The 20743-nt window shown below is 57.0% G+C and carries 23 protein-coding genes; 13 read left to right on the forward strand and 10 right to left on the reverse strand.

The features are described from left to right. The first annotated feature begins 8 nt into the window (after positions 1-8). From msub_RS10355 to msub_RS10365, 3 genes are read left to right on the forward strand one after another with little or no spacing between them, the layout of a single operon-like run. Positions 9-764 (forward strand): 5-oxoprolinase subunit PxpA, encoded by a 756-nt coding sequence (locus msub_RS10355; protein ID WP_048495948.1) that lies wholly within the window; start codon positions 9-11, stop codon positions 762-764. Then, on the forward strand, positions 761-1495 hold the full coding sequence (pxpB, locus tag msub_RS10360) for a 5-oxoprolinase subunit PxpB (protein WP_048495949.1): 735 nt from the start codon (positions 761-763) through the stop codon (positions 1493-1495). The genes msub_RS10355 and pxpB overlap by 4 nt, the downstream gene beginning before the upstream one ends. Beyond that, positions 1492-2436 carry a 5-oxoprolinase subunit C family protein gene (locus tag msub_RS10365; protein WP_048495950.1) on the forward strand — a complete coding sequence of 315 codons (945 nt, stop codon included), beginning with the start codon at positions 1492-1494 and terminating at the stop codon, positions 2434-2436. The genes pxpB and msub_RS10365 overlap by 4 nt, the downstream gene beginning before the upstream one ends. Here the strand turns inward: msub_RS10365 and msub_RS10370 are convergent. Beyond that, entirely contained in the window at positions 2421-3464 is a 1044-nt protein-coding gene (locus tag msub_RS10370) for a threonine aldolase family protein (protein WP_048495951.1), read from the reverse strand. The two genes, msub_RS10365 and msub_RS10370, sit on opposite strands and share 16 nt — an antisense overlap. Before the next feature lie 120 nt (positions 3465-3584). Next, a complete protein-coding gene (gene feaR / locus msub_RS10375; protein ID WP_048495952.1) occupies positions 3585-4496 on the reverse strand; it encodes a transcriptional regulator FeaR in 912 nt (303 codons plus the stop codon). Positions 4497-4739: 243 nt separating this feature from the next. Between feaR and msub_RS10380 the strand changes: the two genes are divergently transcribed. Genes msub_RS10380 through msub_RS10410 form a run of 7 tightly spaced genes read left to right on the forward strand, consistent with a single transcriptional unit; the run spans position 4740 to position 10924 of the window. Continuing rightward, positions 4740-6080 carry an alginate export family protein gene (locus msub_RS10380; RefSeq protein ID WP_156182744.1) on the forward strand — a complete coding sequence of 447 codons (1341 nt, stop codon included), beginning with the start codon at positions 4740-4742 and terminating at the stop codon, positions 6078-6080. 15 nt (positions 6081-6095) lie between these two features. Next, positions 6096-7505, forward strand: coding sequence for an aldehyde dehydrogenase family protein (locus tag msub_RS10385; RefSeq protein WP_048495953.1), 1410 nt, complete (start codon positions 6096-6098; stop codon positions 7503-7505). 34 nt (positions 7506-7539) lie between these two features. Then, positions 7540-8679 (forward strand): amine dehydrogenase large subunit, encoded by a 1140-nt coding sequence (locus msub_RS10390; RefSeq protein ID WP_048495954.1) that lies wholly within the window; start codon positions 7540-7542, stop codon positions 8677-8679. Between the two features lie 11 nt (positions 8680-8690). Further along, positions 8691-9230 (forward strand): MauE/DoxX family redox-associated membrane protein, encoded by a 540-nt coding sequence (locus tag msub_RS10395; protein ID WP_048495955.1) that lies wholly within the window; start codon positions 8691-8693, stop codon positions 9228-9230. Between the two features lies 1 nt (position 9231). Next, complete coding sequence (gene mauD, locus msub_RS10400) at positions 9232-9843, forward strand: methylamine dehydrogenase accessory protein MauD (RefSeq protein WP_048495956.1); 612 nt, start codon at positions 9232-9234, stop codon at positions 9841-9843. 17 nt (positions 9844-9860) lie between these two features. Then, the gene (locus msub_RS10405) at positions 9861-10382 is read left to right on the forward strand and encodes a methylamine dehydrogenase light chain (RefSeq protein WP_048495957.1); all 522 of its coding nucleotides are present in this window, start codon (positions 9861-9863) and stop codon (positions 10380-10382) included. Positions 10383-10393: 11 nt separating this feature from the next. After that, a complete protein-coding gene (locus tag msub_RS10410; protein WP_048495958.1) occupies positions 10394-10924 on the forward strand; it encodes a hypothetical protein in 531 nt (176 codons plus the stop codon). Between the two features lie 73 nt (positions 10925-10997). Here the strand turns inward: msub_RS10410 and msub_RS10415 are convergent, their stop codons facing one another. Both msub_RS10415 and msub_RS10420 read right to left on the reverse strand, forming a co-directional pair. Next, the gene (locus msub_RS10415) at positions 10998-11696 is read right to left on the reverse strand and encodes a crotonase/enoyl-CoA hydratase family protein (protein ID WP_048495959.1); all 699 of its coding nucleotides are present in this window, start codon (positions 11694-11696) and stop codon (positions 10998-11000) included. A 385-nt stretch (positions 11697-12081) separates the two neighbouring features. Beyond that, a complete protein-coding gene (locus tag msub_RS10420; RefSeq protein ID WP_053077949.1) occupies positions 12082-13155 on the reverse strand; it encodes a histone deacetylase family protein in 1074 nt (357 codons plus the stop codon). Between the two features lie 146 nt (positions 13156-13301). Between msub_RS10420 and tnpA the strand changes: the two genes are divergently transcribed. The 3 genes from tnpA (at position 13302) to tnpC (ending at position 15640) form a co-directional block, all read left to right on the forward strand. Then, the gene (gene tnpA, locus msub_RS10425; protein ID WP_048494324.1) at positions 13302-13667 is read left to right on the forward strand and encodes an IS66-like element accessory protein TnpA; all 366 of its coding nucleotides are present in this window, start codon (positions 13302-13304) and stop codon (positions 13665-13667) included. After that, the gene (tnpB, locus tag msub_RS10430) at positions 13664-13999 is read left to right on the forward strand and encodes an IS66 family insertion sequence element accessory protein TnpB (protein WP_048494323.1); all 336 of its coding nucleotides are present in this window, start codon (positions 13664-13666) and stop codon (positions 13997-13999) included. Before tnpA ends, tnpB begins: the two co-directional genes overlap by 4 nt. A 75-nt stretch (positions 14000-14074) precedes the next feature. Continuing rightward, positions 14075-15640: an IS66 family transposase gene (gene tnpC, locus msub_RS10435; protein WP_048494322.1), complete on the forward strand. Its 1566-nt coding sequence runs from the start codon at positions 14075-14077 to the stop codon at positions 15638-15640. 212 nt (positions 15641-15852) lie between these two features. On the opposite strand, the gene msub_RS10440 is transcribed toward tnpC, so the two are convergent. From msub_RS10440 to msub_RS10465, 6 genes are all read right to left on the reverse strand, one after another. Further along, positions 15853-16320: a hypothetical protein gene (locus tag msub_RS10440; RefSeq protein WP_048495960.1), complete on the reverse strand. Its 468-nt coding sequence runs from the start codon at positions 16318-16320 to the stop codon at positions 15853-15855. 59 nt (positions 16321-16379) lie between these two features. Further along, positions 16380-17537: a Shedu immune nuclease family protein gene (locus msub_RS10445; RefSeq protein ID WP_048495961.1), complete on the reverse strand. Its 1158-nt coding sequence runs from the start codon at positions 17535-17537 to the stop codon at positions 16380-16382. 542 nt (positions 17538-18079) lie between these two features. After that, entirely contained in the window at positions 18080-18523 is a 444-nt protein-coding gene (gene trxC / locus msub_RS10450; RefSeq protein WP_048495962.1) for a thioredoxin TrxC, read from the reverse strand. A gap of 62 nt (positions 18524-18585) precedes the next feature. After that, positions 18586-18969: a DUF2750 domain-containing protein gene (locus tag msub_RS10455; protein WP_048495963.1), complete on the reverse strand. Its 384-nt coding sequence runs from the start codon at positions 18967-18969 to the stop codon at positions 18586-18588. A gap of 82 nt (positions 18970-19051) precedes the next feature. Then, a complete protein-coding gene (locus msub_RS10460) occupies positions 19052-19618 on the reverse strand; it encodes an SDR family NAD(P)-dependent oxidoreductase (protein ID WP_048495964.1) in 567 nt (188 codons plus the stop codon). 19 nt (positions 19619-19637) lie between these two features. Then, complete coding sequence (locus msub_RS10465; RefSeq protein ID WP_048495965.1) at positions 19638-20687, reverse strand: mechanosensitive ion channel family protein; 1050 nt, start codon at positions 20685-20687, stop codon at positions 19638-19640. Positions 20688-20743: the final 56 nt, after the last annotated feature.

Consider the following 20743-nt stretch of genomic DNA (forward strand, 5'->3'; position numbering starts at 1 on the left):
AGGTTACTATGAGATCTTTGAAGCTGAACGCCGATATGGGTGAAAGCTTCGGCCCCTGGGTGATGGGGCTGGATCATGAAGTCATGCCCTACGTAGACATGGCCAATATAGCCTGTGGCTTTCACGCGTCAGACCCCGATGTGATGCGCCGTACCATACGACTGGCAAAAGATCACGGTGTGAGTATTGGCGCCCATCCGGCCTATCCGGATCTGGTTGGCTTTGGCCGACGCTCCATGGCCTGTTCCGCCAGCGAAATCGAGAATCTGGTGCTGTATCAGATTGGCGCCCTTTCCGGGCTGTGCCGGGCCGAAAGTACCGAGGTGCGTTACGTCAAACCCCACGGCGCTCTGTACAACGACATGGCAAAGAAGCCGGAGATATTTGCTGCAGTCGCCCGCGCGGTCCGGGCCTTCGACCCCGACTTGCCACTGATGACGCTGGCAACCCGACAGACCGACACGATGCGGGAACAGGCGGAACAGCATGGCATCAGACTGTGGTTTGAGGCCTTCGCTGACCGGGCGTACGACAGCGAAGGCCGCCTGGTTGCCCGATCCGAACCCGGCGCCGTGCACCACGACCCGGAACTCATCATCAATCAGGCACGGCTCATCGCCACAGGGCAGCCACTGACAGCCAGCGACGGCAGCGATCTGGTCCTGCAGGCCGATACGCTGTGCGTCCATGGCGACAACGAGGAGTCCATCGCGGCTGTCCGCCGCATCCGAGACATGCTCAACACCCTGGAAAGTGCCTCATGAGCCATAACGCCCTGCCGAGACTCGAGCCCGCGGGTATCGATGGCTGGATGGTGCGCCTGTTCGACACCATTGAGGAAAACAACCTGCTGTGGCTGACCGCCCTCACCAACGACTGCGAGGCGACTTTCGGCGAGGCCCTGGTTGACCTGGTGCCCTCCTACACCACCCTGCTGGTTATCTTTGATCCACTGCAGGTCAGCCCCTGGAACGCACGCGCAAAGCTGGTCGAAGTGCTGTCCAGGCTGGTTCCCGACGATGCCGATGGTGAAGGAGAACTGCACGAAATTGCGACCTGGTACGACCCCAGCGTGGGCCCCGATCTGGCGCGCGTGGCCGAACTTTCAGACATGACGGTAGACAGCGTGATCGAGACACACAGTTATCAGGAATACCGGGTCTTTGCTCTCGGGTTTGCCCCTGGTTTTGCATTCATGGGTCTGCTGGACGACAGCCTCACCTGCCCACGCCTGGACACACCACGACAGAAAGTACCCGCCGGCAGTGTGGCAATCGCCGGACAGCAGACAGCGGCCTATCCGGTGGTTACCCCCGGTGGCTGGAACCTGATCGGACGAACCGCCGCCCGACTGTTTGACCGGAACCGGGACGGCTTCAGCCTGCTGAAAGTCGGAGACCGGGTGCGATTTGTCGCTGTTGACCGGCAGACCTTCGAAAGCGAAGGTGGCGATCCGACGCCCGCGGAATCGGCCAGAGAGGAGGCACACTCATGAGCGCCGACGCAATCACCGGTTTTCGGGTAACCCGGGCAGGGCCCCTGGCCCTGTTGCAGGACGCCGGACGCTTCGGGGTTCGACATCTCGGCGTCACCCAGGGCGGCCCGGCAGACCTGCACGCGTGGGCGTGGGCCAACCGACTGGCAGGCAACCGTTGGGGCTCCCCCGCCCTGGAAATCACCTTTGGTGGAATCGAATTACAGGCGGAGTGTGATCTTACCCTTGCCGTCGCCGGTGCCGACCTCGCAGCGCGCCACAACGATCAGCCGTTGGCCCTCTGGCGCAGCCATCGAATTAACAAGGGCGATCGAATCCAGTTCGGTAATCCGGCCACTGGACTGCGTGCCTATCTTGCGGTTTCGGGCGGATTTTCAGCCGAGCCGGTTCTGGGCAGCGTGGCCTGTGTGGTGCGCGAACAGCTGGGCGGGTTTGATGGTCAGGGTCTGCGAGTAAAAGAAGGGGATCGGTTATCCGTCGCAGCCCCATCCGGGCAAACCCCGAAACCGGACCAAGCTCCGGAGCAGGAACAACCGGATTACGCCGCCCCCGTCGTCCTGGACCTGCTGCCCGGCGCACAGATTGCCGATTTCACCGGGCGCAGCCTGTTTGATGCCTTCAACTCGGAATGGCGCGTGGACGACCGGGCTGACCGCATGGGTGTTCGGCTCAGCGGCCCGCCGCTGCAGTGCCGGATCAAGTCGATGATATCGGAAGGCATCTCGCTCGGAGCGGTGCAGGTGCCGCCGGACGGCCAGCCTATCGCCCTGCTGAATGACCGGCAGACCATCGGAGGCTACCCGAGGCTGGGCAATCTTACTCCGCTGGCCGCCTCCAGGCTGGCTCAATGCCAGCCAGGCCAGAGCGTTCGGCTGAGACCGACCGGTGCCGATCGGGCACTCCGGGAACACCGGGCATTCATCACTCAGATGGTGGGGTGACCGACCAGAGACTGAACATCCGCCAGGAACCGGTCGATCTGCTCACGGCTGGTTGCCCATGAGCACATCAGGCGGGCGCTGCCACCAATGAAGTTGTAGAAACGCCAGCCCCTGGCCCGAAGCTCGGCCTGCACCGGTTCGGGCATTTCAACAAAAACACCATTCACCTGCCGCGGGTAGCGCAGCCTGACTCCCGGCAGGCCTTCCAGGCCGCGGGCCAGGCGCTCGGCGCAGGCATTTGCGTGGCGGGCATTCTGCAGCCAGACATCGTCCTCCAGTAGCCCGCACCAGGGGGCGGAGATGTAGCGCATTTTTGAAGCCAGCTGGCCGGCCTGCTTGCAACGCCACTCAAAGTCCTCCGCCAGCGACCGGTTAAAGAACACCACCGCCTCGCCCAGTGCCAGACCGTTCTTGGTGCCGGAAAAGCACAAGACATCAACCCCGGCTTTCCAGGTAATCTCCGAGGGGTGAACATCCAGCGCAGCCACCGCATTGGCGAACCGGGCACCGTCCATATGGATATTGAGCCGGTGTTTGTCCGCCACCGCGCGGATTGCCCGGAGTTCGTCCGGGGTGTAAACCGTACCCACTTCGGTGGCCTGGGTCAGGCTCAGGGCCTTGGGCTTCGGGTAATGAATGTCGGTACGTTTGGTCACCAGGTGCTCGATGCTTTCCGGCGTCAGCTTGCCGTTTTCGCCCTGCCCCAACAACAGCTTGGCGCCATTGGAGGCATACTCCGGCCCGCCGCATTCATCGGTTTCAATGTGCGCCAGCTCATGGCAGATCACGCTGTGAAACGATTGGCCGATCGACGCCAGAGCCAGGGAGTTTGCGGCCGTGCCGTTGAATACGAAGTAGACATCGCAATCGGTATCGAACAGTGACCGCAAACCGTCCGCCGCCCGCTGGGTCCAGCTGTCCTCGCCATAGGCCGGCTCATCAGTGCGATTTGCCGCTTCCATGGCTTTCCAGGCCTGGGGGCAGACACCGCTGTAGTTATCACTGGCAAACTGTTCGGACTGGGACACAACGCGCTCCTGTATTTACGCAAGGGAGCCCTTCACGTTAGACCAAGCGCTTATCAATGCCAAGAGATTGGAGAGCACACTGCCAGACCGCCGCTTTGCCTTTCTTCCTGGTGTGCGCCTTCATGCACAGAGTTTCTTGAACTCAGAAGGCGTATGTCCGAACCGGCGCTTGAACGCCGTCGAAAAGTAACTCGAGCTGCAAAAACCGAATCGGTAAGACGCTTCGGTAAGATTCGTTTTACCTCGGTGGGCCCGGATATACTCCGCGCACATCTCCAGACGCTGGGCTTTCACAAACTCCGACAGGGTTGTTGAACGGGCGGAAAAAACCCGGTACAGGCTGCGCACCGAAACGCCAATCGCATTGGCGACCATGTCGGCGTTCAGTCCCTGATGTCCGATATTGGCTTTCACAAACTCCGAGGCGTCCCTGAACACGCGATCTCGCGGATCTGAACCGCTGACACTCTTGAGTACCGATGGCTTGATCAGGGTAGCGAGGGAATCGAGGATGGCTGCACCTTCATCCAGGTCGAGGTTCTGATGCAGAGACGCCTCCGTAACCAGACTAGATGCAAAACTGGCGATGTGGGAATTGGCGGGGATTTTTACACCCAGCTCAATCCTGCTCAGACTCAGCACCCGCTCAATGATGTCACGGGGAAGAATGAGCGAAATCTGCCGGGCTTCTCGCGGGTAGGAAAAACGGAACGGCAGCGCTGAATCCATAAGTACGATGTCCCCTGTCTCCATCGAAGACCGATTACCCGCCTGCTCTACGAACGACTCCCCTTCCGTCTGAAAGACACAGAAAAAATCAGGAACTCCGCATTTTCGTATCTCTTTAGCTGTACGAAAAAGGTTTGCTCCCTGAATGCTCACTTTGGACATATTCAGGCCGGAGCCACCGACCTTTTCAATGACGCCAGAGAACTCATCGCCCATGGGATCCGCAGCAAAAGGACCGCATATGGCATTGATATTACTGATCCAGCTTTCAAACTGAGCGCCAGAATTGGAACACGGAAGCATGGTTGTGACCTCTTATATTTGTATCACAATGTCGTTCAAAATGAGCAAATACTGAACAAATGTCAAGGAAACTCAAGCCGATCCTGGCGCAATCAGTGAAGGTTCTGGCACGGGAGAGAAAGCACTCAAAGCCGAAGTTGACGACCATAGGCTGTGGCGTTTTCACCGGTACACCGATGCCTTCATATCGAACTGGCAGGACGGTGATACCGGCTTACAGACCAACAAGAACAAGGTGTCAGAATGTTTAAGAACCAGCGACTGAACAGCCCCGTTTTGTGGGTTTTAACTTCCCAACTGATCATCCCGTCCGCATTGGCGGCGCCCCTCTCCAGTGGCCCGAACTACGAGCTGAACGGTGACCTCGAAATAGCGGCAGGCGTCTTCAGCAGCGACAAGAACTATCTGTATGACACAGACCGGGGCGGCGCCTTCTGGCAAGAGGGGTATATCAAGTTCGGCGTGTCAGGCCATTATAACCTGACGCAGGCGGCAACCACCTATGGCGCCGTCAATGTCCTCTCCTCGGGCACCTGGGGCGACGGCGATGCCGGCGGCTTCACCTCCGGTGATGAGGGACGGACCGATCTCGAGGATGCCTACATCGGCTTCCGTTCCGGCAACCTTCTGCCCGCGCTCGGTACTGACGGACTGGACGTATCCGTCGGTCGACAGAATTTCGCGATTGGTGACGGGTTCCTGATCAACGGTGACTCTCTCAATCTCGGCGACAGTCTCAACGGCGGCGGGCTCGACTTTGATCGCGGTGGCGCCTACTGGCTGGCCGCAAGGAAGGCGTTTGACCAGACCGCCATTGCGCGCATTGGTGGCGACTCAGGCCTGCGCTCTGACGTGTTCTGGCTGCAATCAGACAACAATGCCCAGGCCGATACCGAACTGGCGGGGATCAACCTAGAATACGTTGCTCCCTATGGCACCTTCGGATTCATGCATATCAAGGGGCTGGATGTTGCCGACAACTACGCGCAGGCGCTGGGTCTCACCAACCGGGATGGCCAGAAAACCACCAGCCTCCGGTATCAGGGTAACGCCGGCACAGAACAGTTGTTTCTTTCTGGTGAAATCGTCACCCAGGACCAGGGCGATGCCAGCCGGCCGGATGCCGAGGCATGGTACCTGGAAGCCGGGTGGAGTTTTTCAGAAGCGACATGGACTCCTGAGGTCAGCGCCCGATTCTCTCAGTTTGACGAGGGCTTTGATCCACTCTTTTTCGGGTTCAACCGAGGTTACGGCACCTGGTTCCAGGGCGAAGTCGCCGCTAATTATGCCGGCCCCTTCAACACGGACACCGATGTACTTCACTTGGGTGTAAAAGCTTACCCGACATCTAAACTGGCCGTAGGTGCGCTGTTCTTTGACTTCAGTGATACCAATCAGAGCACGGGTAAGCTGGACAGTCAGGAAATCGACCTTTATGCCGAATGGGCAGTTCGCGAAAACCTGTTCGTCAGCCCGGTGATTGGTTTCTACAAACCTGAAAACAGTGCCGCTAATGGCGGAACCCAGTATCAGGATAACGACCTGAACACCTATGCCCAAATTATTGCCGTCATCGGTTTCTGATTGGAGAGCAGAGACATGCAAAAATATCAAAACTTTGTGAATGGTAAGTTCGCTGAACTGGTTGAAAGCTATGAAATTTTCAATCCCGCCAACGGCGACTTGCTGGGGCTGGCGCCGATCAGCACCGAGGACGAGGTGGAGCAGGCAGTCCGCGCAGCCAGAGACGCTCAGCCTGCCTGGGCCCGGCGAAGTGACAAGGAACGCGCGGAGATAACCAGCAGCATCGCAAAAGTCCTGGAAGAGAACTCCGAATACCTTGCGGGGCTGATCACACGGGAACAGGGCAAGCCCTTGTCCGGGCCGGGCTCAAGATTCGAGATGCAGGCCTGCGTCGGATGGACACAAGTACCCGCCAGCCTGGAACTGGCCCCGGAGGTCGTCTACGAAGATGCCGAAAGAAAGGACACGCTGTACCGCGTCCCCCTGGGTGTCGTGGCAGCGATAGCGCCCTGGAACTGGCCGCTGATGATCGCCATCTGGCAAATCATACCGGCAATTCGGATGGGCAATACCGTGGTTCTCAAGCCCTCCGAGTACACACCTATCGCCACACTTGAGATGGTCAGGTTGATCAATCAGGTATTGCCGCCCGGCGTCCTCAACACCGTAACCGGAGACGGACGCATTGGGAGCAAACTGACCAGCCACCCTGACATCGACAAAATCATGTTTACCGGCAGCGAAGCCACGGGCCGTCGGATTATTGAGGCCTCGGCACGCAACCTGGCGCCAATCACGCTGGAACTAGGCGGCAATGATGCAGCAATTATTTTGCCCGGCACCAACGCTGGGGCCATCGCCGAAGGCCTTTTCTGGGGTGCTTTCCTCAACATGGGCCAGACCTGTGCGTGCATCAAGCGACTCTATGTCCACGACGATGACTACGAGGCGGTCATGTCATCACTCGGCGACATCGCCAGCCAGATGACCATCGGCGACGGAACCGATGAAAGTGTTCTTATCGGCCCCCTGCAGAACCAGATGCAGTACGACAAAGTCCGTGAACTGATTGCCGATGCCCGGGCAAACCAGTGCGACGTCAGAGAGTTCGGTCAAACACCGGCCAAAGGATATTTTTTACCCGTGACGCTGGTCGGCAACATCAACGACGGTCAGCGACTCGTTGATGAAGAACAATTCGGACCCGCCTTGCCGATTGTCCGCTATCGTGATGTTGACGAAGCTGTGGTTTCGGCCAACCGGCTCCCGGCAGCGCTCGGGGCTTCAGTCTGGGCCAATGATCCGGCCATTGCAGCGGAAACCGCCGGCCGTCTGGAAGCTGGCACCATCTGGATCAACCAGCACGGAGCCATCCACCCCATGGTGCCTTTCGGAGGCAACAAAGCTTCTGGTTATGGCTGCGAATTCGGGCTCGAAGGGCTCAAAGCCGTTACTCAGGCCCGTGTTATCAGCGTGAAAAAATAGCATCGACACACAACAACAAACGAGGACCCAAACCATGCATTCATACAGGAAACTGGCCATTGGCCTGACGCTGGCCTCCGGCCTGATCAGCGCCTCGGCCTTCGCAGTATTGCCGGAGGAAACGGTCGGCAAAACCGAGCTGTCGCCCCCCGGCGATCATCGAAGCTATATGATCGATTTCGAATTCAACAACATGGTCTCCACCCGAGTGGTCGTGCTTGACCCGGATTCGAAAACCTATCTCGGAATGATACCGACCGGGCACGCAGCACCCGCGGTGTTGTCGAAGGATCGTGACACCGTGTACACGGCGGACATCTTTTTCAGTCGCTATACCCGTGGCGACCGTACTGATGTTCTGACCGCGTGGGACAGCACAACCCTGTCGCCAAAATGGGAAGTAAAGATCCCCACCAAACGAGCCTTTACTCTCACCGAACGCTTTGCGCTCAGCACAAGTGCCGACGACCGGTTCGTCTATATCTACAATTTCACGCCATCCACCTCGGTTACCATCGTCGATACAGTAAAACAGGAAGTTGTAAACGAGCTGGCTATCCCCGGATGCATTCTGAACTACCCCGTGGGAGATCGCCGGTTTGCGTCCCTCTGTGGCGACGGCTCGCTTCAGCTAATTACGCTGAACGATGCCGGGAAGGAGGTTAACCGCACTTCCACGGATTTTTTCGACCCAGAGCTGGAGCGACTGGTTGAGCGGGCAACAAACGTGGGCTCAACCTATTACTTTGTTACAACAGACGGCGAGGTGCTCTCAGCGGACCTTTCCGGGAAGAAACCCGAAATACTGCCTCGCTGGTCCCTGACCACAGAGGAACAGAGAGTCAACGGCTGGGCGCCCGGTGGTTGGCAGCTCACGGCGGCGGCACCGGCGCTGAACCGTCTGTACGTTTTGATGCACCCGGATCACAAGCCCCACCAGTGGGAAGACCCAAGCACCATCATCTGGGAGTTTGATCTCAAAACCGGCAAGAAACTGAGAACCCTGGAATCTCCCAACCTGATCTGGAGCCTCAGCGCGACATCCGATAAGGAGCCACTGCTGCTTGGAACCAACATCGAAGGCGGACTCGAGATTTTTGATCTGGGCTCGGGGCAACACACCGGAACCATGCCAGGGGTAACCAAGACACCGACTCTGGTTCTGAACCACTGAGAGGTAACCCGATGATTGATCCCATTATCAGCACCGCGGCAGCGCTGGCACTGAGTGTCATATTCGCCAGTGCTGCCAGTAACAAGCTCAGGAAGCCAAACTGGTTTCGGCGCCAGGTCGAGGAGTATCAGCTGGCACCGTCCTTCCTGACACCGGTCATTGCCCTGGGGTTACCGGTGGTCGAGCTACTGGCCGCCGTCGGTCTGCTCTGGACCACGAGCAGGTCGTACGCCGCCGCGGCCGCCCTGACTTTGGTTGCCGCATACGCACTGGCCATTGGCATCAACCTGCTTCGGGGCCGCCATGATATGGATTGCGGTTGCTCGGGCCCGGCCATGCACCAGCCGCTGCACCCCATGCTGCTGCTGCGCAACCTCTTTCTCGGCGTTCTTGCACTCGGCGCGCTGCTCCCAGTACTGGAGAGAACCTTATCCCTGCACGACAACTTCGTGATGATTGCCGCCGGCATCGTCGCAGTTCTGCTATACGCAGCTGCGGATCTCTGGCTGGCAAACCGATCCCTTTTGCTCAAATTGTCAGGAGACAAATAAGATGCAAGCACTGATTGTTTCAAACGTACTACTCTGGCTTCTTCTGATCGCCACTGCCGTGGTGATTCTGGGGCTCATCCGTCAGATCGGAGTCTTGCATTCACGCATTGCGCCGGCCGGCGCACTGATGATGGACAAAGGTGTCAAGGTAGGTCAGCCGGCTCCTCAGGTAACAGCCGCCGATCGCCTGGGCAAACCCGTGAACATCGGCTATGCCGGCGAACGCTCCATGCTGCTGTTCTTCCTTTCACCCACCTGCCCTATTTGCAAATCACTGATTCCCGCCGTCAAGGCAATTGACCGTTCAAGCGAGAATCTTGATGTCATTTATGTCAGTGACGGCGACCCGGCCGCCCAGGAGAAGCTGATTGCCGATGCAGGGCTAGAGAACAGCCGCTATGTCGTTAGCCCGGAGATTGGCATGACCTTCCAGATCGGCAAGCTGCCCTACGCAGCGTTGGTCGATGCCAAGGGCGTCCTGAAAGCCAAAGGGCTGGTCAATTCCCGGGAACACCTCGACAGCCTCTTTGAAACCGAAATGATGGGCTCGTCGACACTTCAGGAGTATCTGAAGACGCAATCCGAATCCCCGCGCATCCACACCCCGTCCTGATCAGGGAGAATAACAAGATGAAATTTCTAGATCGCTTCTTTGAACGCTCGTCACGCCATGTGGCCAACACTACCGGCAGACGCCACTTCATCGCGAAATTCGGCTCGCTCCTGGCAATTGGCACCGCCGCCCCGGTGTTACTGCCCATCGACAGAACCAGCAAGGCCCTGGCGGCAGAGCCTGCAAAAGCTGGCGACCCCGGAGACCCGACAAGCTGTGATTACTGGCGCTACTGTTCAGTAGACGGCTTTCTGTGCAGCTGCTGCGGCGGATCAGTAACCAGCTGCCCGCCGGGCGCTGAAGCCTCCCAGGTGACCTGGGTGGGAACCTGTCGCAATCCTGCCGACGGCATCGATTACATTATTTCCTACAATGACTGTTGCGGTAAGCACAGTTGCGGCCAGTGCGCCTGCACGCGAAACGACAGCGAGGAGCCGATGTACCGCCCCTTCAATAACAATGACATCAACTGGTGCCTCGGGGCCGAGAGCAATGTTTACAACTGCACCGTTGCAGTCATTCGGGGTATCGCAACCTGAGAGGCAGAGTGATGAAAGCATCCATCCGAGCCATTTCCCTGATCCTGCTCCTTGTCTCTCCTCTTGGAGAGGCAAGGGTGATCCCGGACACCACCCAGAGCCCGGCGCCGGGGAATGAGGGGGAGCGAGCGCCGTTGAGCCAGGCTGGCTATTCCTCGGCAGTGAACTACCAGCTGCAGTGCCTGGGATGCCACCTGACTAACGGCGAGGGATCGCCCCGCAACGGTATTCCCCAGATGGCCGGTTTTGTCGGCAACTTTCTCAAGGTGGACGGTGGCCGGGCCTTTCTGGTCCGGGTCCCCGGCGCCTCGCAGTCAGCGTTAAACAACCAGCAACTGGCGGATCTGCTGAACTGGATGTTGCGTGATGAGGGCATTGCCGGTGGGAGTGCGCCTGAGCATTTCAGGCCTTACACAGGTGAGGAAGTGGCAACCTACAGGAAAAACAGGATCAAGGATCTTCCAGAGTTCAGACAGGGCCTGATTGATCAAATGAAAGCAATGGGCATCCAGATACCGAAGGGCGCCATGCCACCGCCCTGACAGCGCCAGATCGGGCCTCGCTTCTGCCGGGCCCAATCATCAGGCTGTTGATTCCTGCCGATCAGATCGTTGATCAGCCATTCAGTCCCAGATGTTTCGCATCCTGCTCAATGCACCGATCCAGTAGGGCCAGGTAGTCCGCCTTGGCCTTCACCTTGGTTTCCCGGTGGGCGCGCATGTTCAGGGTCTTGAAGTGGCTTGCCAGCTCGTTAGCCCGCTCGAGCAGTTTGTCCTGGGCAACCACTTCATCCAGGAACCCCGCCTCCACTGCACCTTCCGGGTTGTAGATTTCGGCATTGATCACCGAGCGGTAGAAATGCGGCGGGGCCAGCCGGTGCCTGGCTATTTCTATACCGGCGTGATGCATGGTCATGCCAATGGCCACTTCGTTCAGTCCCAGCTTGAACGGCCCTTCCACGCCAATACGGTGATCGACTGACAGCAGAATAAAAGCGCCCTTGGCAATGGCGTGGCCGCTGCAGGCGCCGATGACCGGCAACGGGAAGGCAGCCAGGCGGCGAGTCAGTCTGGAGCCGGTGGACACCAGCGCGACCGCTTCTTTCGGGCCTTTCTGCATCTCTTTCAGGTCGTAACCGGCTGAGAATATGCCGGGCTGGCCGGTCAGAATCACAACGGCCTTATCCTGCTCCGCGCGGTCCAGCGCCTGGTTCAGGGCCTCAAAAACCTCATGGCTCAGGGCATTCGCCTTGCCATTACTGATGGCGATTGTCGCAATGCCGTCTTTCAACTCATAACCTACCAGTTCAGCCACCTGTACTACCTCTCTGCCGCATATTAAAGTGAGCGTTTGTTTACTTACAAAGACATGATTGTGGGTTAGGCGCGCTAGAGATTCAATATCCATTGGTCATGTCGCCAAAACCTGGCCGAAACTTGAGATAGTCAAGTACCCGGTAAGGTCGCAAAGCAGGCCTTTTCAAATAGGGGCTTAGCCACCGCCTGGGGTGACATCCAGAGATCCGGCAAGGCTATAAAGCTGGAACTGAGGATCAGTCAGTCCCGTGAAAGCCTGATGGCGGCTCCGGAATTTGAAACACAGAAGTAAGCCCGAACAGGTAGAAATTGACGTAACCTGATTGATGTTCAGCCCAATCCGGGATCGTACTTGAGCAAGGTCGAATAAGCCTTGCTCTTTTTTATTTTACCCGGTTACCCGCCAGCACCTTCACGACCGCATGAGCACTATCGGCCAGGGCCTGGGCGTTGTAGCCGCCCTCAAGCAGAAGCACTAAACGGCCGTCACACAGCTCGTCTGCCAGGTCGCTCATACGCTGGGTAAGCATCGCAAAGCCCGTTTCATCCATGGTGCAGGTCATATCGAGGTAATGGCAATCGAAGCCTGAAGACACCAGCAGAATATCAGGCTGAAATGCCCTCGCCGCGGGCTCTACCACCTCGTCGAACACCTTTAGCAGTGCTGCATTGCCGATACCCAGAGGCAGAGGAATGTTGATTTGAGAACCGGCTCCCGCTCCGGTGCCGGTTTCAGTCTGTAAACCGCTGCCCGGATAAAAGGGCGCCGCACAGTGGCTATCAACCACCAGAACAGACGGATCACTGTAGAAAATTTCCTGCGTGCCGTTACCGTGGTGCATATCCCAGTCCCAGATCATCACTCGCTGATAGCCAAGGCTTTCACGCGCATGGGCAGCGGTAACCGCAAGGTTGTTATACAGACAAAAACCCGAGGCGTGGTCGGAGTGGGCATGATGGCCTGGTGGCCGCAGCAAACAAAACGCCCGACGGGCCTCACCCGTCGCGACAGCCTCGACTGCACTGATTCCCGCGCCAGCTGCCAAGCAAGCCGCTTCCACACTACCCGGCGACACCGCCGTGGTGTCTTTGGACAGCCAGCAAGAATCACCCTTCAACGACTCAATGTGAGCGACATAGGCCTTGTTATGAACTCGCTCGAGCTGAGCCGTGGTGGCTGCCATCGGTAGCACCCAGCGCACCCCTTCAATTGGGTCAAGCATCAGCCTATCAACGATCGCTGTCAGTCGTTCCGGGCGCTCCGGGTGACTGTAGGTTTCCAGGTTACTGCCGGGGTATTGCAAGGCAATCATCGCCTTGACCGCATCGGTCCAGGCGGGATGACTGGGGTCCCATCCGTGCGGATTGTGGCCGAGCATCCGCGTGTCGTAGTAGACCAATACTGGTGTTGTCATAGCTTTCATTTCTCTGAAGCCGGCCACATGGGCGTCTTCCATTACCAACCGGAATGTTCGCAAGCACTTTGTCTGATGGAGCTTATTAAACATGAGCCAGATATTCGTAAGCGGCCGGTAATCCCATCTTGAGTCAGGCGCTGCCGCCGTCAGGATAGTGTCCACTTATTTTCTAGTGGACACTTAACATGAACGACTTAAGCGTAACCAAACCCTACCAGCGCCGTCGCCGCTTTTCCCGCGAATTCAAGGCCGAGATTGTCGCCCAATGCCTGGCACCTGGTGCCTCCGTTTCCCGGATCGCCCTGGATAACGGCCTCAACGCCAACATGGTCCGGCGCTGGATGAGTGAAGCGCAGCGAGCGGATAAAACGCCGGAATTTGTACCGGTCAAACTGCCAGCGGCAACCTCAGCACCGAGCAACCCGTCGGTCTCGGACAAGCGTAGCACCATCCGTATCGAGATTCCCCGCGCCGGTGGTGCGGTTGTGGTGGAGTGGCCTGCGGAGCAGGCGCATCAATGTGCTGCTTTGCTCCGGGGCCTGTTGGGATGATCCGTATCGACGAGATCTGGCTGGCCACCGAACCACTGGATATGCGGGCGGGGCCGGACAAGGCGCTGGCGCGAGTCATCCAGGTGTTTGGTTCGGCCAGGCCGCATTGCGCCTATCTGTTCGCCAACAAACGCGGCAACCGGATGAAGGTGCTGATCCACGATGGCCTCGGTATCTGGCTGTGTGCCCGCCGGCTGAACCGGGGCAAGTTCCACTGGGGTGAAACCTGGCGCGGTGACCAACTGCGCCTGACCGAGGAACAGTTGTCCGCTCTGGTTCAGGGCCTGCCCTGGCAGCGCCTTGGCGCGGAAGGCGTCATCTCCATCCTGTAACCACAAGTGCCGTAATGCTGCTATAGCCAGAACCGCGAATCGCTTGCCGCACAGGGACTTGGCATACTAGGCGGCATGACTCAGCGCCCCGATATCAACCAACTCTCTGCCGATCAGCTCCGTGCCCTGGCGACGGAACTGATGGACTCTCTAGACGCCAAGGATCAAGTCTTGGGCCTGAAGGAGCGAGAGTTGGTGCGCAGCAACGCCATCATCGAGAAGCTGACTCACGAAGTAGCCATCCTCAAGCGCCACAAGTACGCCCGGCGCAGCGAGCAACTGGACGCCGTTCAGGGCAAGCTGCTGGATGAATTGATCGACAGCGACCTGGCGGCGATCGAAGCCGAGCTGGACCAGGCGATGACCGAGGAGCAGAAGGCTGCCCGGCCCAAGCAAAAGCCCAAGCGTACACCGCTGCCACCGGAACTGCCCCGTACCCTGATCCACCACGAACCGGACAATACCCAATGCCAGTGTGGCTGCCAGCTCAAGCGCATTGGCGAGGACGTCAGTGAGAAGCTGGATTATGTCCCCGGCGAGTTCACGGTGGAGCGCCACATCCGGGGCAAGTGGGCCTGCGACAAATGCGAGACGCTGATCCAGGCACCGGTACCGGCGCAGGTGATCGATAAGGGAATACCTACCTCCGGTCTGTTGGCTCAGGTCCTGGTGGCCAAGTACGCCGACCACTTGCCGCTGTACCGCCAGGAACGCATCTTCGGCCGTGCCGGCCTGGAAATCCCGCGCTCCACTCTGGCCGAATGGGTCGGTGCCTGCGGTGTGCAGTTGCAGCCCCTGGCGGATGCACTGCGAAACACCTTGCTGGAACACAACGTTCTGCATGCCGATGAAACCCCGGTGAGCATGCTGGCTCCGGGCAAGAAGAAAACCCACAAAGCCTACGTCTGGGCCTACTGCACCACGCCGTTCTCAGATCTGAAAGCCACCGTTTACGACTTCGCGCCCAGCCGCGCGGGCGAACACGCCCGCACCTTCCTGGGCGACTGGCCGGGCAAGCTGGTGTGTGATGATTATGCTGGCTACAAGGCCGGGTTCGGCAACGGCATCATCGAAATCGGCTGCATGGCCCACGCCCGACGCAAGTTCTACGACCTGCACGAAGCCAACAAGAGTGAGTTGGCGGCCAAAGCCCTGGAATACATCGGTACCCTCTACGAGATCGAGCGGGATACCAAAGACCTGCCACCGGACAAACGGCAGGAGATCCGGGAAACAAAAGCCCGACCGATTGCTGACGCCTTGCATCAATGGATGCTGGCCCACCGACAGAAAGTGCCGGATGGCTCCGGCACAGCCAAAGCCCTGGATTACAGCCTCAAACGCTGGGAAGCGCTGACGCGCTACCTGGACGATGGTGCTGTGCCCATCGATAACAACTGGGTGGAAAACCAGATCCGGCCCTGGGCGCTGGGCCGTTCCAACTGGCTGTTCGCGGGATCACTACGCAGTGGCCGGCGTGCTGCGGCGGTCATGACTCTGATCCAGTCAGCCAAGCTGAACGGGCATGATCCCTATGCCTACCTCAAAGATGTGCTGACCCGCCTGCCGACGCAGAAAAACAACGCCATCGACGAGCTATTGCCCCACAACTGGAAGCCGGCTATACCTGACAAGGTGTGATGCCCGGACGCTTACAGATATTCGGTACGTCAACGCACAAAGCTATTGAATCAACCCAACCCTCCGATGCAGGAGTTGTCTAGAGGCTTACCTACCCCAACCGTTCGCCTTGGTCGCAAAGCGGACATTCAGATTTGCGCGTAACGCCTTTGGTAAGCTGCCGGTGCGGAGCGCAGCGTAGTACCGGTTAGCTTCACCCACTGATTAGTGGGTTATTTCTCCAAGCTCGCAATCAACCTGTTGAGATCCGACTCAACTCCAGCGTGTGCCCGCACAAACTCAGAAAATGCCTGTTTTTGAGAGACGGCCTCTAATGTCCCAGAGCTCTTGATGGATTCAACAACAAATGAAACGTTGGGCGTTCCATCCGGCTGAGACATCAGCCTTACTGACTCCAGATGATCTTGATGGGCAAAGGCGTTGCGCCGACTTAGTAAAACATGGAACGCATTTTTATCGACTTTCAGCGAGAGCTCTTTAGCGATCACTAGGATCAGCTTAACTTTTGCGCCGAAAGACATTGTTGAGTTATTCAACAGGTATGAGTTGACGAATCCAAGTCGGTGTTCTGGCGCTTCAATGAATGCCGAAATGACGCGTTTCATCATGGTTTCGACAACATTTGTCGCGCGAATGATAAAGACCAGACGCTCTTCTTCTGAGCTCAACTCTGTATCCATAATTCCACTAACGCCTGAGCGCACCGGCGCACTTTAGTGCGTCCGCGTGGCGCGACTGGTTAGATTTGGTTGTGCTGGACAATGAATTTTGCTCGCTCATAAAGTTCATCAAATGTAATAATCTCAGGATTGGAAGTATTCTTCCGGAGTAGCTCAAAGGACCTCAGCTTATCTTTGTTTACGCCCTGCTCTGACAAAAATTCGCTCAAACTACCTATGACTAAATAGGATTTAGGTTGATAGTTATAGATTTCTTCGCCAGTCGGATTGCCTTCACTATCACTAGGGGTAAGTCTGCTGGATAGATTTTCCACGGCAGAGGCCACTGTGCCCTGGACCTGTGCTATAGCGCCCGCTAATTCCTTAGAAGGTGCCCAGCAGCCGGATCGGTAAGGCTTGCTTTCTAGTAGTGCTGTAGTATGAGTCTTGATCTCGACGAAACACAGATTGGAAATAATACCCTTTGTTTTCATAAGCGCATCAACACGCTTGCCATGTGAGCCTATGCTATGCCCCTGAACTACTTGCTCTAGCTTTTTGTCGTCGAGACTTGACAGGAATATATACCCTAAACCGTAACCAAATACCCAAGGATTCTTTTCAAAGTATTTTTGCCACAGAGCCTCATTGGAGCACTTTTTCCTTGCCCTTAAATCATCGAAGTAGCTCTCGCTATTTAGAAGCTTGTCATAGACACTCAATTGCTTCTTTCGAAATCCAACAGCAACTATATCTTCAGTGGTCACCTCAGACTTGAGAATTTCTGCAAACAGCTCTTGGTTATCGACTAGGAAGGCTCTAGCCTGATGAGTTGTTAAAGCTATTTTTCGAAGCTCTTCGTCGGTGATATTTACTTTCGCTTTGTTTTTGAAATCAACCGAATGAATATTTGCTAGAAATTCACAGAAGCGGCCGATTTCGTCACCTACAAAGGAAAATCCGGACCCATACGGCTGCCCCGTTTCTGATACGAACTTCTGTACAGTTAGGACAAAGATTTGCCTTGAATCTTCGATGAATTTCGCCTTTATATAGGTCTTTGCGTCTGGCTTCTTCCTTAAAACTACTTCGTCGCGTTCCTTTGCATATTCATAGCCGTCTTCAGAGAGAAGTATTTTGGATGCGATACGAACCCTTCGCTCCTTATCTCCAAATGCTTGGAGTGACGGGCTTATATAGGTTTTCCCCGGCAGTGGGTTCTGGTAATCGTCTTCCATAGTTTGGTTCACTCCTGCCAGAAGCTAACAGCTGATTCGGCTTTCACGCCGTTAGCATAATTCCGGAAACGCCTCTTTGAAAAATGGTGTAAGGCGCATTGATTCAATTGGTTAGCCTAGCACCTAAATTGATGGTCTGCGGGGTTATGCGAGTCGATACGCAGAAGTTCGAGTCTCACCGTTCGCATAATTCCAACATCAGTTTCTAAAAGGTCAAGAAAATCAGTTGGCTACGAAACTTAATGAGGAGGTTTGGCGGATTTATGCGAACGCATTCGCTGAACTCCAGCTTTTCGATTCAGGACAGGCATTTTCTTAGTGGAGAGGAGAGCCATTGTTCGCTTTTGTTTAAGAGAGCACACATACAGCCGAAACCCGGCGTCAAAAGCAATTATTGCCACCTGCAAAGTCAGCTTTACCCACAAAAACTGTGGATAACTTTGTGGGAACAGCTCGGATAGGTGCCCTCAGCCCTGCAATGGCAGGGCCTCAGCAATTGTGGCGTTTTAATGACCGGCCAGAGAGCAAACTGCCTGTCAGGGCTAGCGGATACCCTTCGACTGCAGCCATTGGCTGATCTGCGCCTGGTTCATGGCGCCGCTCTGGCGGGCCACCTCCCGGCCATTCTGGAACAGGATCATTGTGGGGATACTGCGGATGCCAAACTGGCTGGCCGGGCCCTGAGCCTGTTCGGTATTCAGCTTGGCAAAGCGTACCTTGCCCCGCCAGTCTTTCGCGGCCTGCTCAAATTGCGGCGCCATCATTTTGCAGGGGCCACACCAGCTCGCCCAGAAGTCCACCAGCACCGGCACATCACTGCGTCCGGTGTGGGCGGGGAAGCTCTGGTCTGTCAGTTCCAGAACCTGATCCGGCCATAACGGCTGCTTGCAGGCACCGCAATTTCCGCCGGAGGAAAGCTTATCGGCGGGTACGCGATTGACTTTGTGGCAATGGGGACACACGAGGTGTCGGATGTCGGTTGTCATTGGTAGGCCTCTGTTAACCAATTGATCAGATCATCGGGGCACCTGAACAGAATTCAACCAAACTAAAAAGCCGACATCACATCCTGAAGATCCCGCTTGAGTTCCTCCGGCTCGGTTATCCACACGGTTTTATCGAGACCGGGGAAAACACCGACATCAAGACCATCTTTGGTCAATCCCGGCACCCATTTCCGGAAAAAGTCGGGCAGTGAAATACTGCGGGGAGTCAGCTCATCGCCGCCGCTGGCGTATTCGGAGGCGAAGGCTGAAGCCGGCCACACAGGCAGGTATTCCACGTCGCCATCATCCGAGGCAATCTTGAGGAATCGGCTCTCGCTGTTAACCAGAATCCAGATTTCCCGCTCCTCCGCCACCTGGCTCAGAAAGTAGTCGTACCGCTCTTCGCCATCCATTTCCATTACTTGATCAAGATCTTCACTACTCATGTTCGGTAGGCCACTCCATTCGCTTGCATTGGGGTAATCGCTGGAGCCTAACACGGAATTCTCTGTGGTAGGTTGAAAAGCTCTAGTGTCTGGCTCTGGCCATCCGAAACAGGGCCTCTGGCGAGATGCGCTTGATCCAGAGGGCGGCCATTTCCTTGCCCTTGCCGACCGGGATCTCGCGTTTCCTGGCCTTGAGGCCTTTGAACACGACTTCCGCACACTCATTGACATCCATACCGCCAGCGATATCCTCGTCTTCCTTGCCGAAGGCAGAGCCATCGCCCGCGAGGGCAATCTGGCCCATGACGTCGACATCCATCAATTTCTGGTAAACGGACATGTCGGTATCCTTGCACAGGGAGCGCTGTGAGACACCGGCGTTGTTCACCAGTAAATCGATGCTGCCAAACCTGTCCAGAACTGCCTGAACCTTGCCAGGCAAGGAATCCCAGTCGGTCACATCCAGCGGCAGGACCAACACCTGATCCGTTGGCAGCCCTGTATCCCGGCAACGCACGGCAACCCGTTCCAACTCACCCTCCCGCCGGGCGGAAAGCACCAGGCGGTCACCATTCTGTGCAAACTGCAGGGCAAGTGCTTCGCCAATGCCAGAGGAAGCACCGGTTATCCAGACGGTTTGGGCAGACATGAAAGGTCCTCGAGAAGCATCAGTTTTCAACCACCCGGGCCCTGAGCCGCGGAAGCTGGGCCGGGTAATATTCCTGGATGAAGGTTACCACGCCCTCCCGGACCGCACATCTCAGGTCCCAGTTTCTGCTGGAATCGGCAGCGCTCATCAAAAAACGCACCTGGATCGCCTGGTCACTGGAATCGGTGACCTGTACCGACGAAAATTCGCCGTCCCAAAGCCCGGACTCATGCAGCAAGCGGGTAAATTCCTGCCTGAGCGGTTCAACCGGCATGGTGTAGTCCACCCAGATAAAGACCGCGCCCAGCAACTCGGAGGTATTTCTGGACCAGTTCTGGAACGGGTTCTCGATAAACCACTGCAGCGGGACAATTAGGCGGCGCAGATCCCAGACGCGCAAGACCACATAGGTGGCGGTCACTTCCTCCACCCAACACCATTCCCCCTGCACGTTCAGCACATCGTCTATACGGAAGGGCTGAGTCAGGGCGATCTGCATGCCCGCCAGCAAATTGCTGAGCACCGGTCGGGCGGCAAAACCCAGAATCAGGCCACCCACGCCCGCCGAGGCAAGCAGGCTGGCGCCCATGTGCTGCACGGATTCAAACGTCATCAGGGCGGCGCCAAGGCCGATAATGACAATCAGGATATTGAGGGCCCTGACCAGGAACCGGGTCTGGGTTTCGACCTTGCGCGCCCGCTTCCACTGCCCTTCCAGCACAGGATTCAGCGCAACAATCACATCGCCGATGGCAGATGTAAGACGAACCGCCGCCCAGGTGATTGCGAGCACCAGCAACAGGGTCGTAAGGTGCTGGACAGCATCGATTAGCGGCAGATCCGCTGGCGCTGACTTGAGCGCCCCGGCCAGGGCGAGCAGACAGAACACAACACCGAGAGCTTTCGCCGCGGCATCGAGAAACAGCCGCAGCACGGTCCTGGACTCGGAGAAATGGCGAAAAACCGCCAAAGCCAACCGGAAGAGGATATAGGTGACAACGACTGTAAGGATTGCCGAAAGCCCGGGCCACATCCATGCCCTGAAACCAGTTTCCAGTGTTTCCAGCATTACACCCCCGCCATCCTGCCATTAATCAAAACAGCAGAGCCGCTAAAATGCCTCAG

This window comes from Marinobacter subterrani, assembly GCF_001045555.1.
GTDB lineage: Bacteria > Pseudomonadota > Gammaproteobacteria > Pseudomonadales > Oleiphilaceae > Marinobacter > Marinobacter subterrani.

Coding starts and splice junctions, on each gene's coding strand:
- tnpC (WP_048494322.1), top strand. CDS start 14,075: ATGACTCAGCGCCCCGATATCAACCAACTCTCTGCCGATCAGCTCCGT.
- msub_RS10395 (WP_048495955.1), top strand. CDS start 8,691: ATGATTGATCCCATTATCAGCACCGCGGCAGCGCTGGCACTGAGTGTC.
- msub_RS10460 (WP_048495964.1), bottom strand. CDS start 19,618: ATGTCTGCCCAAACCGTCTGGATAACCGGTGCTTCCTCTGGCATTGGC.
- tnpB (WP_048494323.1), top strand. CDS start 13,664: ATGATCCGTATCGACGAGATCTGGCTGGCCACCGAACCACTGGATATG.
- msub_RS10465 (WP_048495965.1), bottom strand. CDS start 20,687: ATGCTGGAAACACTGGAAACTGGTTTCAGGGCATGGATGTGGCCCGGG.
- mauD (WP_048495956.1), top strand. CDS start 9,232: ATGCAAGCACTGATTGTTTCAAACGTACTACTCTGGCTTCTTCTGATC.
- msub_RS10455 (WP_048495963.1), bottom strand. CDS start 18,969: ATGAGTAGTGAAGATCTTGATCAAGTAATGGAAATGGATGGCGAAGAG.
- msub_RS10390 (WP_048495954.1), top strand. CDS start 7,540: ATGCATTCATACAGGAAACTGGCCATTGGCCTGACGCTGGCCTCCGGC.
- msub_RS10445 (WP_048495961.1), bottom strand. CDS start 17,537: ATGGAAGACGATTACCAGAACCCACTGCCGGGGAAAACCTATATAAGC.
- msub_RS10405 (WP_048495957.1), top strand. CDS start 9,861: ATGAAATTTCTAGATCGCTTCTTTGAACGCTCGTCACGCCATGTGGCC.
- feaR (WP_048495952.1), bottom strand. CDS start 4,496: ATGCTTCCGTGTTCCAATTCTGGCGCTCAGTTTGAAAGCTGGATCAGT.
- msub_RS10420 (WP_053077949.1), bottom strand. CDS start 13,155: ATGGAAGACGCCCATGTGGCCGGCTTCAGAGAAATGAAAGCTATGACA.
- msub_RS10410 (WP_048495958.1), top strand. CDS start 10,394: ATGAAAGCATCCATCCGAGCCATTTCCCTGATCCTGCTCCTTGTCTCT.
- msub_RS10365 (WP_048495950.1), top strand. CDS start 1,492: ATGAGCGCCGACGCAATCACCGGTTTTCGGGTAACCCGGGCAGGGCCC.
- msub_RS10355 (WP_048495948.1), top strand. CDS start 9: ATGAGATCTTTGAAGCTGAACGCCGATATGGGTGAAAGCTTCGGCCCC.
- msub_RS10380 (WP_156182744.1), top strand. CDS start 4,740: ATGTTTAAGAACCAGCGACTGAACAGCCCCGTTTTGTGGGTTTTAACT.
- pxpB (WP_048495949.1), top strand. CDS start 761: ATGAGCCATAACGCCCTGCCGAGACTCGAGCCCGCGGGTATCGATGGC.
- tnpA (WP_048494324.1), top strand. CDS start 13,302: ATGAACGACTTAAGCGTAACCAAACCCTACCAGCGCCGTCGCCGCTTT.
- msub_RS10385 (WP_048495953.1), top strand. CDS start 6,096: ATGCAAAAATATCAAAACTTTGTGAATGGTAAGTTCGCTGAACTGGTT.
- msub_RS10440 (WP_048495960.1), bottom strand. CDS start 16,320: ATGGATACAGAGTTGAGCTCAGAAGAAGAGCGTCTGGTCTTTATCATT.
- trxC (WP_048495962.1), bottom strand. CDS start 18,523: ATGACAACCGACATCCGACACCTCGTGTGTCCCCATTGCCACAAAGTC.